This is a genomic window from Paenibacillus sp. 11B, from assembly GCF_030487755.1.
GTDB classification, from domain to species: Bacteria; Bacillota; Bacilli; order Paenibacillales; family Paenibacillaceae; genus Paenibacillus; species Paenibacillus vandeheii.
The window spans coordinates 964,004-978,572 of record NZ_JAUKNS010000002.1 but is presented as its reverse complement, the minus strand read 5'-3'; the positions used below and the strand labels follow the sequence as shown (position 1 = coordinate 978,572).

At 45.6% G+C, this 14,569-nt stretch carries 14 protein-coding genes; all 14 read left to right on the top strand.

Going from position 1 to position 14,569, the window contains the following annotated elements; all coding sequences use genetic code 11:
• The first annotated feature begins 16 nt into the window (after positions 1 to 16).
• From fliM to Q0V21_RS12775, 14 genes are read left to right on the top strand one after another with little or no spacing between them, the layout of a single operon-like run.
• Positions 17 to 1,015, top strand: coding sequence for a flagellar motor switch protein FliM (fliM, locus tag Q0V21_RS12840; protein ID WP_024630222.1), 999 nt, complete (start codon positions 17 to 19; stop codon positions 1,013 to 1,015).
• A complete protein-coding gene (gene fliY / locus Q0V21_RS12835) occupies positions 1,005 to 2,267 on the top strand; it encodes a flagellar motor switch phosphatase FliY (RefSeq protein WP_079346964.1) in 1,263 nt (420 codons plus the stop codon). Before fliM ends, fliY begins: the two co-directional genes overlap by 11 nt.
• A gap of 28 nt (positions 2,268 to 2,295) precedes the next feature.
• On the top strand, positions 2,296 to 2,661 hold the full coding sequence (locus Q0V21_RS12830; protein ID WP_017689175.1) for a response regulator: 366 nt from the start codon (positions 2,296 to 2,298) through the stop codon (positions 2,659 to 2,661).
• A gap of 11 nt (positions 2,662 to 2,672) precedes the next feature.
• Positions 2,673 to 3,209 carry a flagellar biosynthetic protein FliO gene (locus Q0V21_RS12825; RefSeq protein ID WP_053783803.1) on the top strand — a complete coding sequence of 179 codons (537 nt, stop codon included), beginning with the start codon at positions 2,673 to 2,675 and terminating at the stop codon, positions 3,207 to 3,209.
• Positions 3,206 to 3,961: a flagellar type III secretion system pore protein FliP gene (gene fliP / locus Q0V21_RS12820; protein WP_053783804.1), complete on the top strand. Its 756-nt coding sequence runs from the start codon at positions 3,206 to 3,208 to the stop codon at positions 3,959 to 3,961. Before Q0V21_RS12825 ends, fliP begins: the two co-directional genes overlap by 4 nt.
• A 25-nt stretch (positions 3,962 to 3,986) precedes the next feature.
• Positions 3,987 to 4,256 (top strand): flagellar biosynthesis protein FliQ, encoded by a 270-nt coding sequence (gene fliQ / locus Q0V21_RS12815; protein ID WP_024630226.1) that lies wholly within the window; start codon positions 3,987 to 3,989, stop codon positions 4,254 to 4,256.
• 10 nt (positions 4,257 to 4,266) lie between these two features.
• On the top strand, positions 4,267 to 5,055 hold the full coding sequence (gene fliR / locus Q0V21_RS12810; RefSeq protein WP_024630227.1) for a flagellar biosynthetic protein FliR: 789 nt from the start codon (positions 4,267 to 4,269) through the stop codon (positions 5,053 to 5,055).
• Positions 5,056 to 5,078: 23 nt separating this feature from the next.
• Positions 5,079 to 6,161 (top strand): flagellar biosynthesis protein FlhB, encoded by a 1,083-nt coding sequence (flhB, locus tag Q0V21_RS12805; protein WP_301879239.1) that lies wholly within the window; start codon positions 5,079 to 5,081, stop codon positions 6,159 to 6,161.
• Between the two features lie 25 nt (positions 6,162 to 6,186).
• Positions 6,187 to 8,220 carry a flagellar biosynthesis protein FlhA gene (gene flhA / locus Q0V21_RS12800; RefSeq protein WP_024630229.1) on the top strand — a complete coding sequence of 678 codons (2,034 nt, stop codon included), beginning with the start codon at positions 6,187 to 6,189 and terminating at the stop codon, positions 8,218 to 8,220.
• Positions 8,217 to 9,572, top strand: a complete 1,356-nt coding sequence (gene flhF / locus Q0V21_RS12795) for a flagellar biosynthesis GTPase FlhF (RefSeq protein ID WP_301879238.1) — start codon at positions 8,217 to 8,219, stop codon at positions 9,570 to 9,572. The genes flhA and flhF overlap by 4 nt, the downstream gene beginning before the upstream one ends.
• Positions 9,569 to 10,462, top strand: coding sequence for a MinD/ParA family protein (locus Q0V21_RS12790; RefSeq protein WP_079346960.1), 894 nt, complete (start codon positions 9,569 to 9,571; stop codon positions 10,460 to 10,462). Before flhF ends, Q0V21_RS12790 begins: the two co-directional genes overlap by 4 nt.
• A 33-nt stretch (positions 10,463 to 10,495) precedes the next feature.
• Positions 10,496 to 11,938, top strand: a complete 1,443-nt coding sequence (locus tag Q0V21_RS12785) for a protein-glutamate methylesterase/protein-glutamine glutaminase (RefSeq protein WP_301879237.1) — start codon at positions 10,496 to 10,498, stop codon at positions 11,936 to 11,938.
• A 33-nt stretch (positions 11,939 to 11,971) separates the two neighbouring features.
• Positions 11,972 to 14,047 carry a chemotaxis protein CheA gene (locus Q0V21_RS12780; protein WP_079346956.1) on the top strand — a complete coding sequence of 692 codons (2,076 nt, stop codon included), beginning with the start codon at positions 11,972 to 11,974 and terminating at the stop codon, positions 14,045 to 14,047.
• A gap of 42 nt (positions 14,048 to 14,089) precedes the next feature.
• Complete coding sequence (locus tag Q0V21_RS12775; protein ID WP_024630234.1) at positions 14,090 to 14,551, top strand: chemotaxis protein CheW; 462 nt, start codon at positions 14,090 to 14,092, stop codon at positions 14,549 to 14,551.
• Positions 14,552 to 14,569: the final 18 nt, after the last annotated feature.

Here is a 14,569-nt window from a genome sequence, read left to right as displayed (position 1 = left end):
GTAAGGGGGTGAGAACATGGTGGATGTATTATCACAAAATGAGATTGACGCCCTATTAGCTGCCCTTTCCTCTGGTGAGATGGATGCTGAGGAATTGAAAAAGGAAGAAACTCAAAAGAAAATTAGATCGTACGATTTTAAGCGGGCGGTTCGTTTTTCCAAAGATCATATTCGAAGCTTGACCCGTATTCACGAAAACTTTGCACGCTTTCTCACCACTTATTTTTCAGCCCAACTGCGGACGTTCGTTCAGATCAATGTCGTTCAGGTTGAACAGTTGCCTTATGACGAGTTTATCCGTTCTATTCCGAAGATGACGATATTGAACATATTTGAGGCGGAGCCATTACAGGGACGGATGGTAATGGAGGTTCATCCCAACGTGGGTTATGCAATGCTGGATCGTCTGCTAGGTGGAACAGGAAATGCACCGACAAAGATCGCATCGATGACGGAAATTGAGACGACGATTATGGAGCGGATTTTCAGCCGTGCGTTTGAGAGTTTGCAGGAAGCCTGGAAGACCGTGTTGGATATTTCTCCAAGAATGGAAGCGCTGGAGACCAATCCGCAATTTATGCAGATTGTATCTCCCAATGAGACCATTGCTCTGATCTCGCTGAGCACCAAAATCGGTGACACCACAGGTATGATCAATTTGTGTATCCCGCATGTCGTTCTTGAACCTATTATGTCCCGGTTGTCGACTCATCAGTGGTTTGTTTCGGAGAAAAAGACGAGAGCTCCAGAAGAATATGATGCTCTCAAAGAGCGTGTGAACAAAGCCAAATTGCCCGTCGTTGCGGAATTAGGAGAATCCAGAATTTCGATTGCTGAATTTCTGGGACTGTCTGTTGGCGATGTCATTACGTTGAACAAACCCGTTGATGAGGGACTGTCCATTAAAGTTGGAGACAGGCTGAAGTATATGGGAAGCCCGGGAACGATCAAGGATCGTGTGGCTGTGCAAATAGACAAGATTGTCACCGAAGGAGTTGAAGAATTTGACGAGTAAGGATTATTTATCCCAAGAAGAAATCGATGCTTTGCTCAGACAATCGGAATCGATGAACAGTTCGGAACCGGCTGAGAAAACAGTTGATGATTTTTTGACCGAGCTGGAACAGGATGCCTTGGGAGAGATCGGTAACATTACATTTGGTAGTGCAGCGACAGCTTTGTCCACGCTTTTGGGCCTAAAAGTAGATATTACAACACCTAAGGTGTCCATCATTAGCCGGACACAGTTTGATGAAGCGTTTCCTAAGCCTCACGTTGCCGTCCATGTAAACTATGTAGATGGATTTGAAGGAATCAACTCGCTGGTCATCAAAAAACGGGATGCGCAAGTGATAGCCGATTTGATGCTTGGTGGCGAAGGGAATCCGGTCGATGAAGAACTGAATGAAATCCATATCAGTGCAGTACAGGAAGCAATGAATCAGATGATGGGTTCGTCTGCTACATCCATGTCCACAATCTTTAACCGTTTCGTGAATATTTCTCCTCCGGGAATTGATATTCTCAATATGGAAAGTGGTGAGGGAGTCAGCAATCTTCCAGAAGATGAGACGTTGATTCAAGTATCCTTCCGTCTGTTGATTGGTGATCTGATCGATTCCAATCTCATGCAGCTGCTTCCGGTACACTTTGCGAAAGAAATGGTAGAGATGCTGATTGGAGGAGCCCAAGAGTCTACTGCCAGTGCGCCAGTTGCGTCGACACCTGAGCCAACACCAGCAGCAGCACCTGTTGCCCCTCAGCAACCGCCTGTTCAGCAACAGATGCCGCCACAGGCGCAACAACCGCCTGTTCAAGACTATAATGGATATGGACAGGCTCCGATGGGGGCGCCTCAAGGAATGCCGCCACAGCAGCCTTACAGCATGCCTCCGCAGCAACCATATGGTGTACCGCAGCATTACGGCGGTGTGCCGAACAGGAATGTAAACGTACAACCGGTTCAATTCGCCAATTTGCAAAATGGGGCGTTCGGCCAGGTAGACGAAAACAATTTGAATTTATTGATGGACATTCCCCTTAAAGTCACCGTAGAATTAGGAAGGACCCAGAAGCAAATTAAGGATATTTTAGAACTGTCACAAGGTTCAATTGTCGAGCTGGACAAACTGGCCGGTGAACCTGTCGATATTTTGGTGAATAACAAGCTGATTGCCAAAGGTGAGGTTGTCGTCATCGACGAAAACTTTGGTGTCCGTGTTATAGATATCGTAAGCCAATGGGACCGCATTCAGAAATTACAATAAGCACAATTTAGGGAGGACTTGAATCAAGATGGCAAACCGAATTTTAGTCGTGGACGACGCTGCATTTATGAGAATGATGATCCGGGACATTTTGTCCAAAAACGGATACGAGGTCGTTGGCGAAGCACAGGATGGATCACAAGCAATTGAGAAGTTTAAGGAGCTTCGTCCTGATCTGATCACCATGGATATTACCATGCCTGAGATGGATGGTATTGCAGCATTGAAAGAAATCAAAAAAATTGACGCTAACGCAAAAGTGATTATGTGCTCTGCGATGGGTCAACAAGCGATGGTTATTGATGCAATTCAAGCCGGAGCTAAAGATTTCATCGTGAAGCCGTTCCAATCTGACCGGGTTATCGAAGCAATCAGCAAAACGCTGGGCGTTTAAGAGACATGATGATGGCTCAGGATAAGATTCCAAATGATGTAGGCGCGGGAGTCAATTATTATTTTCAGCTTGTATGGGTGATTGTTGTCCTGGCCGTCATTCTGGTTCTTATAGTCTACCTGATTCGTTTTCTAAACAAACGGAATCAGCGATGGTTCCGGAACGGCACAATTCGTATTTTGGGTGGAGTCGGACTGGGACCAAACAAGTCGCTGCAAATTATAGAAATTGGCGGTAGCGTTTATCTACTCGGTGTGGGTGATGACATACAGCTGGTGGATAAGGTTTCGGATCTTGAAGAGGCACAGCGAATCATTGATTCATTTGAACGGGATGCTTCAGCACAACAGGGAAGCCTCTCGCCACTCATTGCAAAGCTGGCAGCCCGCTTGCGCAAAGATGAACCGCCGCGGGAAATGGAACTTGAGGATACAACCTCTTTTCACGAACTGTTTGAATCTAAACTTCGGCAGATGCCTAACCGTAAAGAGAAGATGGAGAAGGTCCTGGAAGAAGACAATACTACAGATCGGTCGAGGGATTCATGAAGAAAAAGATTTGGTTAGCGTGTTTTTTCATAGGGCTCTTCAGTCTGGCCTCCGTCACTGCTGCCTTTGCCGAACCAATTCCGAATATTGACATTCAAATTGGAAACGGGGATGGGAGCACACCAAGCACGAGTTCACTTTCCATTATCCTGTTGATCACGGTACTTAGTATAGCGCCAGCTTTGCTAGTACTGATGACCAGTTTTACCCGGATTGTTATCGTTCTCGGGTTTGTGCGGACATCCTTGGGTACGCAGCAAATGCCACCCAATCAGGTACTGGTCGGTTTGGCGCTTTTTCTGACACTTTTCATTATGTCACCGACGTTGTCATCCATCAATCAGGTAGCGCTTCAGCCCTATCTCAAGGGAGACATCACACAAACCGAGGCGTTGGAAAAAGCTGCGGATCCCATGAAGAAATTTATGTTCTCCCACACCAGGGAGAAAGACCTATTGCTGTTTATGAAGTACAATCAAACCGAAAAGCCCAGCACATACCAGGATATTCCGATTACTGTGATGGTACCGGCATATGCAATCAGTGAGTTGAAGACAGCATTCCAGATGGGATTCATGATCTTTATTCCATTCTTGGTTATAGACATTGTAGTGGCGAGTACGCTCATGGCTATGGGGATGATGATGCTTCCGCCTGTCATGATCTCATTACCTTTTAAAATACTGCTATTTGTGCTTGTCGATGGCTGGTATCTGGTCGTGAAGTCACTGTTGCTGAGTTTTAACACTTGAGCCGGAATATTAAAGGAGGACGGTCATGACTTCGGAGTTTATTATCGGTCTGGCCGGGAAAGCGGTCTATACTTCACTGCTGGCCAGCGCACCCATGCTTATTCTAGCTCTGGTTGTAGGACTCATTATCAGTGTCTTTCAGGCAACAACTCAAATTCAGGAGCAGACACTGGCCTTTGTGCCTAAAATCATTGCCGTACTTCTGGCAGTACTTTTGTTTGGTCCTTGGATATTGAATATACTGGTCGATTTCACGTATAACATTCTCGATAATTTATACAGATACATAGGGTAGGCTGTTGCAGATGGAGACATTGTTGCAAAGTTTTCCTGTCGCTCTGCTTATGTTTTGTCGAATAGCATCATTTTTTGTAACCGCACCTGTCTTCTCGGCTCGGAATGTGCCGAATTCTATTAAAATTGGTTTATCGGCATTTGTAACCTTAACTGTGTATATGGTATACGGCATAGACCAGGTTGTACCTACGGATCTGAGTTATATCCTGCTGGTCATCCGAGAGATATTGATTGGCTTGCTGCTAGGCTTTGTTGCTTATCTGTTAATGACAGCTATACAGACAGCAGGAACTTTTATTGATCTTCAGATCGGTTTTGGTATGGCTAACGTATTTGATCCAATGACTGGTGCTTCTGCACCGCTTACAGGTAACTTCAAATATGCCTTTGCTATATTACTCTTTCTGACAATGAACGGACATCATTATCTGCTCGATGCCATTGTATACAGCTATCGCTGGATTCCGTTGTCGAACGCATTCTTTATACGATTGGCAGATGGAAGTATTGCTGAATTTTTGGTGCGTACATTAGGTGAATCATTTATGTTGGCTTTTCAGATGTCTGCACCGATTGTTGTTGCCCTGTTTTTGACGGATGTAGGATTGGGATTCTTGGCAAAGACGGCTCCTCAATTTAATGTATTTGCCGTCGGAATGCCGCTTAAGGTACTCGTTGGGCTTGCTATTTTGCTTTTGCTGGTTCCCAGTTTTGCCTTTGTGTTTAGTCAATTGTTCGAAGTAATGTTCAGATCCATGGAAAAATTGCTTGGGACCATTGGACAAAGGCCGGGCTGAGTGAAACGGAGGACAAGATTCAAATGAAATATCAACTCGACCTCCAGATGTTCGCAGGGGAAAAAACAGAGAAGGCTACCCCGAAAAAGAGGCAGGATACGCGAAAAAAAGGACAGGTTGTCAAAAGTATGGAGCTGTCCGGCGCATCCATTCTCCTATCCACCTTTTTGATCATGATGATGTTCAGTAACTTTTACAAAGAACGTATGGTTCGACTGTTTACAGACATCTTCATTAATCGGCTGAGTATGGAGGTCACTGGGGAGAACGTCGTAGCCTTATTGATGCGTTATGGCATCGAGGTGATGTTATTGCTTGCTCCTGTTTTGCTCGGTGCAGTACTGGTTGCGTTAATCGTCAATTACATGCAGGTAGGTTTCCTGCTTGTAGGAGAGGGCTTAAAGCCAAAACTGGAAAAGTTGGATCCGATTAAAGGGTTCAAAAACATTTTTTCTCTTCGTTCTTTGGTGGAGTTTGCTAAATCCATAATGAAAATGTCGATAATCGGCTTCCTGGTTTACAGTACCATCACAGGTTATCAGTCAGATATTGCTTCGCTTTCACATTTTTCATTAGATGCGATTCTGCATTTTGCGGCTTCAATCACCTTAAACTTGGGGATCAAGATTGCAGTAGCCCTGTTAGTACTTGCCGTACTCGACTATATGTACCAGAAGTATGATTACGAGAAAAACATTAGGATGTCCAAACAAGACATCAAAGACGAATACAAAAAAATGGAAGGTGACCCACTGATCAAGGGGAAAATCAGGGAGCGTCAGCGTCGTATGGCTGTTCAGCGCATGATGCAGGAAGTTCCCAAAGCGGATGTGATTATCACTAACCCAACTCACTTTGCCGTAGCGCTTAAGTATGAAGGGTCTGAGATGGAAGCACCGCAGATTATAGCCAAAGGTCAGGATTACGTCGCCTTGCGCATTAAGGAAATTGCCAAAGAGCACGGTGTCATTACAATGGAAAACAAGCCGCTGGCACGGGCATTGTTCCAGAGAGCCGAGATTGGTGACGCTATACCGGCTGATTTGTTTCAAGCGGTAGCCGAAGTGCTGGCTTATGTATATAAATTAAAGGGCAGAACGAAATAACAGGGGATCGGAGGCCGTACATCCATTGAAAACAAAAGATATAGCTGTCCTTGCGGGTATCATCGGCATCGTGTTGATGATGATTCTCCCGATCCCAACCTGGTTGTTGGACTTGCTGCTTGTCATCAATATCTCACTTGCACTGATGATACTGCTTGTTGCGATGAACAGCAAAGAAGCACTGCAATTTTCCATCTTTCCTGCGTTGTTGCTGATCACGACGTTGTTTCGATTAGCACTCAACATATCGACAACGAAACTGATTCTGGGACAAGGAAACGCGGGATCTGTTGTAGCCACCTTTGGTAGCTGGATAGCCGGTGGACAGATTGCAATCGGATTTGTTGTGTTCCTAATTCTCGTCGTTGTTCAATTTATCGTTATAACGAAGGGTTCCGAGCGTGTAGCTGAAGTAGCAGCACGGTTCACCCTCGATGCGATGCCTGGTAAGCAGATGAGTATTGACGCAGATTTGAATGCTGGACTAATTAATGAGCAGCAGGCGCGTGAACGACGTTCCAAAATTGAACGTGAAGCGGACTTTTACGGAGCCATGGATGGTGCGAGTAAGTTTGTAAAAGGGGACGCTATTGCGAGCATCATTATTCTCCTAATCAATCTGATTGGCGGCTTTATCATCGGAATGACAGTACATGGTCTTGCTTTTGCTGATGCGCTGTCCACCTATTCCGTATTAACTATCGGGGATGGATTGGTAAGTCAGATTCCTGCACTTCTAATTTCTACAGCAGCAGGTCTAATTGTGACAAGAGCATCATCGGAAGGTAACCTGGCCGATGACATTACGGGGCAATTGTTTACATACCCGACGCTCCTTTATATTGTAGCCTTTGTAATAGCAATGCTCGGATTTTTCACTCCGATCCATATTATCACAACGCTGCCTCTCGCAGGTTTGCTAGCTTATTCGGGTTGGCGAATGCAGAACAACCTGAATCAGAAGCAAGTCGCGGAGGAGCAAATGGAAGAGGAGCAACAGATAGAAGAAGTGAGAAGTCCAGAGAGTGTAATTAACTTACTTCAGGTTGACCCTATCGAGTTTGAATTTGGGTATGGTTTGATTCCTCTGGCTGATAATCAGCAGGGTGGAGACCTGTTGGATCGGATCATTATGATACGAAGACAGTGTGCTCTTGAACTCGGGTTAGTTGTTCCGGTAATCCGCATTCGGGATAACATCCAATTGAGACCGAATGAATATGTCATCAAAATTAAGGGTAATGTGGTTGGCGGCGGGGAACTGTTGTTAAATCATTATCTGGCGATGAGCCCGGGTTACGAAGAAGAGTCTGTAACAGGTATAGAAACGACAGAGCCAGCTTTTGGACTTCCAGCGTTATGGATTGATGAAGTAACCAAAGACAGAGCTGAACTTGCAGGATATACGGTTGTAGATCCTCCTTCCGTTGTAGCAACACATCTGACTGAATTGATTAAGAAACATGCGCATGAGTTACTTGGCAGACAAGAAACGAAAGCACTTGTGGATAATCTCAGAGAGAATTATGCTGCGCTGGTGGATGAACTCATTCCATCTGTCCTCTCTATCGGAGATATACAGAAAGTACTCGCCAAGCTGCTGCGTGAGAAAGTTTCCATTCGTGATATGGTTACAATCTTCGAGACACTGGCTGACTACGGAACGTATACCAAAGATCCGGATGTACTGACGGAATACGTGAGACAATCTCTCTCTCGTCAGATTACTCAGCAATTCTCTCAAAAAGGAGAGACGCTTAGAGTAATCACTGTTGGACCTGGTCTGGAGAAGAAAATTGCTGAGAGTGTACAGCAATCCGATCAAGGCAGTTACCTTGCATTGGATCCGGCCTCAACGCAGAGTGTTTATCAAAAGTTGACTGAACAAGTCAATCGATTAATCCAGTCTGGTCAGCAGCCTGTTGTATTAACTTCTCCAACCATTCGTATGTATCTGCGCCAGGTGATCGAACGCACCATGCAGGATATACCAGTGCTTTCCTATAGTGAGTTGGAGCCGAATGTTGAAATCCAAAGTGTCGGGGTGGTGAACTTATGAGAGTAAAACAATACGTCGTGGAGACCATGCCCGAAGCTATGCTTCAAATTCGCAAAGACCTGGGAAGTGATGCCGTCATTCTGTCCACCAAAGAAATCAAGGTGGGCGGTATGCTGGGGATGTTCCGCAAAAAAAGGATCGAAGTTGTAGCAGCAGTGGATAAGGAAGAAAAAAAACAAGCAACAAAGCAAGTGCAAAACCAATTCACACCCGTGCCTCGCGCATTTGTACCTGAAGCATATCGACAAACGGCTCATTCGTTTGTCGCCGCTTCTGATGAATCGGCTGTAAATACAGCCGACAAACATGTGCAAGAGAGATTGACGGATGCCCCTGCTGTGTCTGAATCGAGTAAAATCGGTTCGGACATGAGCAACGGCAGATCTTCTTTGAGTTTCGAGCATAAACCGCGACCGCAAGGGGCGGATTTTTCGGGTTTAACATCTGCCAGTGGGCAGCAGAAGCAGGAGATCAATCCGCAGCAAGACCAGCTGATGTCTGAATTGCAGGAGCTCAAACTGATGATGACCAAGTTGTCTAAGCAAGGAGCTTCGGCAGACCCGGTACCGGAGGAGCTTCATGCTCTTCGAGAAAGGTTGATGGAGCAAGACATTTGGCCAGAAGTATGGGAATCATGGTTTGACGTTGTTCAGTCGGTACTTGCTGAAAAAGGATTAACTGAAGTAGAAGCCGTTCAAGCCGTTCAATTGGAAATATCACAGTTTTTGGAGAAACGTATCGATGCAGGCATTTTGCCGACCACACGTATTGTATATGTAGCTGGGCCAACAGGGGTTGGTAAAACAACTACGATTGCCAAGCTGGCTGCTGAACAGATGTTCAACAAACAGCGAAAGGTAGGGTTTATCACCTCAGATACGTATCGGATCTCAGCGGTAGAGCAACTAAGAACGTACGCATCCATTTTAAATGTCCCGCTTGAGGTCGTACAATCTCCAGGTGATACACAGCGTGCGATCTCCCGTCTTGAAGAATGTGATCTGATCTTCATGGATACAGCCGGAAGAAACTACAGAAATGAGTTGCTTGTTTCAGAATTGCAAAGCTTACTCGCGCCTGTGGAAAATAGTGAAACCTTTTTGGTTATGAGCATGACCTCCAAAAGTGCCGATATGGTTCAAATTACAGAGCATTTCAGCAAATATGGGCTGGATAAGGTCATCTTTACGAAGATGGATGAGACCGGAAGCTGCGGCCCGATGTTTAATCTGCTGCACCGTTTTCCACTCAAACTTGCTTATGTGGCTAACGGCCAAAATGTGCCTGATGATTTGCTCAAGCCTGATGCGGATTCTCTGACCAAACAATTGTTAGGAGAGCTTGTACGATGAAGGACCAGGCAGCCTCACTCAGAAGTATGGTCTCCATGCCTAGCGGAGTGGAAGAAAGGGGACGTAATTCACGTTCCTCCAAGATCATAACCGTTGCCAGTGGAAAGGGAGGGGTTGGTAAATCCAATTTTACACTTAACTTTGCACTGAGTTTACAGGCATTGGGGCAAAAGGTATTAGTATTTGATGCAGACATAGGGATGGCTAATATCGATGTCTTAATGGGAACCTCTTCTCCCTATAATCTGTACCACTTGTTATACCGACAGAAATCCATACAGGAAATCATACAGCTTGGTGCAAGCGGGTTGCCTTATATCGCCGGAGGTTCGGGGATGCAAGAATTGTTCTCATTGTCAGATCGAGATCTGGAGTTTTTTGCTGGGCAAGTTGAAGAGATTGCTCAGGAGATGGACTATGTCATTTTTGATACAGGAGCAGGACTTTCCAAAGAAAATATGAAATTTATCGGTGCAGCCGATGAATGCCTGATCGTCACCACACCTGAACCAACTTCAATAACCGATGCTTATGCTTTAGTCAAAGTTATGCATGGCCAGGAAAATGCTACACCCTTTCGGATGATCGTAAACCGGGTTGAAGACCAGCAAGAGGCGGAACGGGTGGCGGAGAAAATAGCTGGAGTGGCAAAGAGATTTTTACAGATCGATATCCCGCTGCTTGGATACATTTCCGAAGATGCCCAAGTGGTAAAGGCAGTTAAAAGGCAAGTGCCATACAGTTTGGCATATCCGAATGCCAAAGCTTCCAGGGATATTGAGAAACTGGCACAACACTACTTGGCTGCACCTGCTGCTCCGGGATCGGGAACCGAAACCTTGACAGGAATCAGAGGTTTTATGAAAAAGTGGCTAAAGCGGACAACATGATCTCTGAATAAAGGAAACAGGGGTGGAAACAACATGGCGGTGTATCAAGTATTGGTTGTCGATGATTCCGCTTTTATGCGTAAAATTGTTTCGGATTTAATAGAAGCAGATTCGGAGTTTAAGGTTACGGCAACAGCATCAAATGGTAAGGAAGCCATTCAAAAAGCAATAGACTTGAAGCCGGATATCATCACAATGGACGTTGAGATGCCCGAAATGAATGGCTTGGATGCATTAAAATCGATCATGAAGCAATCTTTCGTTCCGGTAATTATGCTCTCGGGAATTAATGAACAAGGCATGAAGGAGACCATCATGGCGCTCGAGGCCGGTGCATTTGACTTTATTCGTAAGCCATCCATTGTGCATGATCAGGATATTGCCCAAGTAGGTAAAGCACTGATTGAGCGGATGCGAGCAGCTATGAATGAAATCAAGCGAAAAGCCGATCGAGAAGCGTCCATGAAGAAGAATCGGGATGAAGCGCAAAGCAAACTGCTGCATCAGTCCCAGCGAGTTCAGGTTGACTCACCTTTACAAGACCGCAAAGGTCTTTTGAAGAAAACGATAGAACCTGCCCAGTCAGGAACACGACTTGGTAGTGATAAATCTGAATCCTTGCGAGCAAAACCGAAGCAGCCAACTGCTCCACTGACGAATCAGAATGCGGGACGTTTGGACAAGAAGCCGGAGCGTTTACGAGATGCAAATGGAGCCTCGGATACGAGCACTGACAAGTTAGCAAAGGCGAACAAATCAACGCAGCTTCCCAAGGGAAACCATTTGTCCAATACGTCTCGATTGGCTGAACAGGAGACAGCAGCCGCTTCAGCCGAACCATCCAAGGATATTGCCAAGGTAATCCCGTCCCATAAGGGAGCAGGGGGAGCAGACGGTTCATTCAACAAGCTTGTGGCTATTGGTTGTTCAACTGGGGGACCGAGAGCCCTCAAGACTTTGCTGGAGCAGCTGCCAGGTGATTTACCGGCTCCAGTCATTATTGTTCAGCATATGCCCCCTAATTTTACCCGGTCCCTTGCCCAGCGTTTGAATACATTCAGTGAACTGCATGTGGTTGAAGCTGAGGAAGGAATGGTTCTACGAAAAGGGACAGCCTACATTGCTCCAGGTGGCTTTCATGTCAAAGTCAACAAAACGGCAGACGGAAGATTTACCATAAAGCTGACAGAGGAAGAACCAGTCAATGGTCACAGGCCCTCAGTAGATACGATGTTTGAGTCGCTGCTGTCGTACACGTCATTGCAACGACATCTGGTTTTGCTGACAGGGATGGGCAGTGACGGCGCTCGTATGATGAAAAAATTGTATGAAGCCGGTGTCACATCAACCTTTGCGGAGAATGAAGAAACTTGTGTTGTGTATGGTATGCCGCGTTCTGCTGTAGAGCTGCAATGCGTGCGTCATCTACTGCCATTGCAGGAGATTGCGCCTAAACTTGTTCAAGCTGTGAAATAAACGGAGTGTAACTCATGGAGGAGGTGCCTCACAATGGACATGAATCAATATTTATCTATGTTTATTGATGAGTCTAATGATCATCTGCAGTCCCTTAACGAAAATATGCTTCAACTCGAAGGCAGTCCGGAGGATCTGGGAATTGTTCAGGTCATATTCCGCTCCGCTCATACGTTGAAGGGTATGGCTGCTACAATGGGTTTTGAGGATCTGGCGTCATTGACGCACAAAATGGAAAATGTGCTGGATCTGGTACGTAATGAAAAGTTGAAAATGCAGGATTTCATTTTTGATACCCTGTTCAAGAGTTTGGATGCTTTGGAAACAATGGTTCAGGATATTACCGAAGGTGGAGAGGGTAAAGCGGATGTCTCTTCCATCGTAGCCTCTCTCCAAGCCATTGAGAGTGGTGAATGGACCGGAGGTACTGCTCCAGCAGCCGCAGTAAACCAATCATCAAGTACAGTAACACCAAGTGCGGTTGAACTGGACGAATTCCAGTACTCCGTATTGGATCAGTCCATAGCTGAAGGTCACCGTGTGCTCTATATTGAAGTTCTTGTCAGCGAGCAGAGCCAGCTGAAGGGCGTACGTGCATATATGGTCTTCGATCTGTTAGAACGCTCGGGTGAAATTGTTAAATCGTTCCCAACAGTACAGGATATCGAACAAGAGAAGTTTGAGCGCAGTTTTTCGTTGTATTACATAACAACCAAAGAGGCGCAGGAACTTGAAAAAGGCATTATGAGCATCTCTGAAATTGAGAGTGCCAAAGTCATTCAGCTGGATCAAGAGACTCTTCAGCAAATGACCAATCAGGCAGCGGCAACAGCTGAAAAGGAAGCTGCACCTGTTCCTGCTCCAGTAGATGCATCCCCGGAATCGGTTTCTTCATCGAAAGAAGAACCAAAGAAGCCGGCAGCGACCAAAACAGCTGCACCTAAACAAGCTGCTGCACCCTCACGTACCATCCGTGTGGATATAGAACGTCTGGATGTACTGATGAACTTGTTCAGCGAGTTACTGATCGATCGTTCCCGTTTGGAGCAGTTGGCCAGCGAGACGGGTAATAATGATTTGTCTGACACGGTAGCTCATCTGAGCAGAGTCAGTACAGATTTGCAAAATATTGTACTGAAATTGCGGATGGTTCCTGTGGATACGGTATTCAACCGTTTCCCTCGTATGATTCGTGACCTGGCTAAAACTCTGGACAAAAAGATTGATCTGGTCATTACGGGTGCCGAAACGGAGCTTGATCGGACGGTAATCGATGAGATCGGCGATCCGCTGGTGCATTTGCTGCGTAACGCTGTAGACCATGGTGTTGAATCGATCGCAGAGCGTGTGGCAGCGGGTAAACCGGAATTGGGGACAGTTAACCTTCGCGCCTTCCATAGCGGAAATCATGTATTTATCGAAATCGAAGATGACGGTAAAGGCATTTATCGCGATAATCTGTTGAGAACAGCTGTCAAACGTGGCGTTGTTACCGAAGAACAAGGTGCCAAGATGAGTGATGATGAAGTCAATCAGCTGTTGTTTGCACCAGGCTTTAGTACCGCAGATAAAATCTCGGATATCTCCGGCCGTGGAGTAGGCTTGGATGTTGTAAAATCCAAAATCACTTCCCTTGGTGGTAATGTAACCATTCATTCGACACCGGGTAAAGGTACCAACTTCTCCGTTCAATTACCTTTAACCTTGTCTATCATCGCTGCGATGCTTGTCCGACTTGGTTCCGAGAAATATGCCGTTCCGTTGTCCTCCATTGTGGAGACAGCTATTGTGCAGCGTGAACAGGTTCGCAACATTCATGGCAATAAAATGATCACGTTCCGTGAGTCTTTAATTCCGTACCTGTCCTTGAGCGAAGTTTTCGGGGTGCCTGATTTCAATGATGCGGACGAACAAGAAACTGAAATCGTCGTTATTCGCAAAGGTGAACGTCTTGCAGCTATAGCTGTTGAAGAATTTATTGGACAGAGTGAGATTGTTCTTAAATCGATGGGGACTTATCTTCCTGCCATTGAAGGGATCTCTGGTGCAACAATTCTGGGAGACGGACAAGTAGCTCTGATTCTTGACCCTAATGCGTTTATTAAGTAAGCACACAAGATAAATCTTACATTTAATAGGGAGGTTTTATCCATGGAAGAAGAGTTGAAAGTCATTGTCTTTAAATTAGGTTCCGAAGAGTATGGTATTGAGGTAGACAAGGTTCAGACGATTGAGCGTATGATGCCTATTACCCGTGTTCCCAAGACCTTCTCTTTTGTAAAAGGGGTTATTAACTTACGTGGGGTTGTTATTCCCGTCATTGACCTGCGTGGTCGATTCTCTTTGCCGGAAACAGAATATACCGATCAAACACGTATTGTTATTGTAGGCGTGGACGACATGCAAGTTGGCTTTATCGTTGACTCTGCCAATGATGTTATTGACATCAAGCGTGATGCTATTGATAGTCCGCCTGAAGTAGTTGGTGGAGTTAAAGCAAGATACCTGCGCGGTGTAGCCAAGCTGGAGGATACGCGCTTGTTGATCATGCTTAATCTCAACGAAGTATTAAATAAAAGCGAGATTGTACAGCTGGAAAGTATTGAGGGCTAACACCGTGGAACTGTTCAA

Coding starts and splice junctions, on each gene's coding strand:
- fliM (WP_024630222.1), top strand. CDS start 17: ATGGTGGATGTATTATCACAAAATGAGATTGACGCCCTATTAGCTGCC.
- Q0V21_RS12830 (WP_017689175.1), top strand. CDS start 2,296: ATGGCAAACCGAATTTTAGTCGTGGACGACGCTGCATTTATGAGAATG.
- Q0V21_RS12825 (WP_053783803.1), top strand. CDS start 2,673: ATGGCTCAGGATAAGATTCCAAATGATGTAGGCGCGGGAGTCAATTAT.
- fliP (WP_053783804.1), top strand. CDS start 3,206: ATGAAGAAAAAGATTTGGTTAGCGTGTTTTTTCATAGGGCTCTTCAGT.
- fliQ (WP_024630226.1), top strand. CDS start 3,987: ATGACTTCGGAGTTTATTATCGGTCTGGCCGGGAAAGCGGTCTATACT.
- fliR (WP_024630227.1), top strand. CDS start 4,267: ATGGAGACATTGTTGCAAAGTTTTCCTGTCGCTCTGCTTATGTTTTGT.
- flhB (WP_301879239.1), top strand. CDS start 5,079: ATGAAATATCAACTCGACCTCCAGATGTTCGCAGGGGAAAAAACAGAG.
- flhF (WP_301879238.1), top strand. CDS start 8,217: ATGAGAGTAAAACAATACGTCGTGGAGACCATGCCCGAAGCTATGCTT.
- Q0V21_RS12790 (WP_079346960.1), top strand. CDS start 9,569: ATGAAGGACCAGGCAGCCTCACTCAGAAGTATGGTCTCCATGCCTAGC.
- Q0V21_RS12785 (WP_301879237.1), top strand. CDS start 10,496: ATGGCGGTGTATCAAGTATTGGTTGTCGATGATTCCGCTTTTATGCGT.
- Q0V21_RS12780 (WP_079346956.1), top strand. CDS start 11,972: ATGGACATGAATCAATATTTATCTATGTTTATTGATGAGTCTAATGAT.
- Q0V21_RS12775 (WP_024630234.1), top strand. CDS start 14,090: ATGGAAGAAGAGTTGAAAGTCATTGTCTTTAAATTAGGTTCCGAAGAG.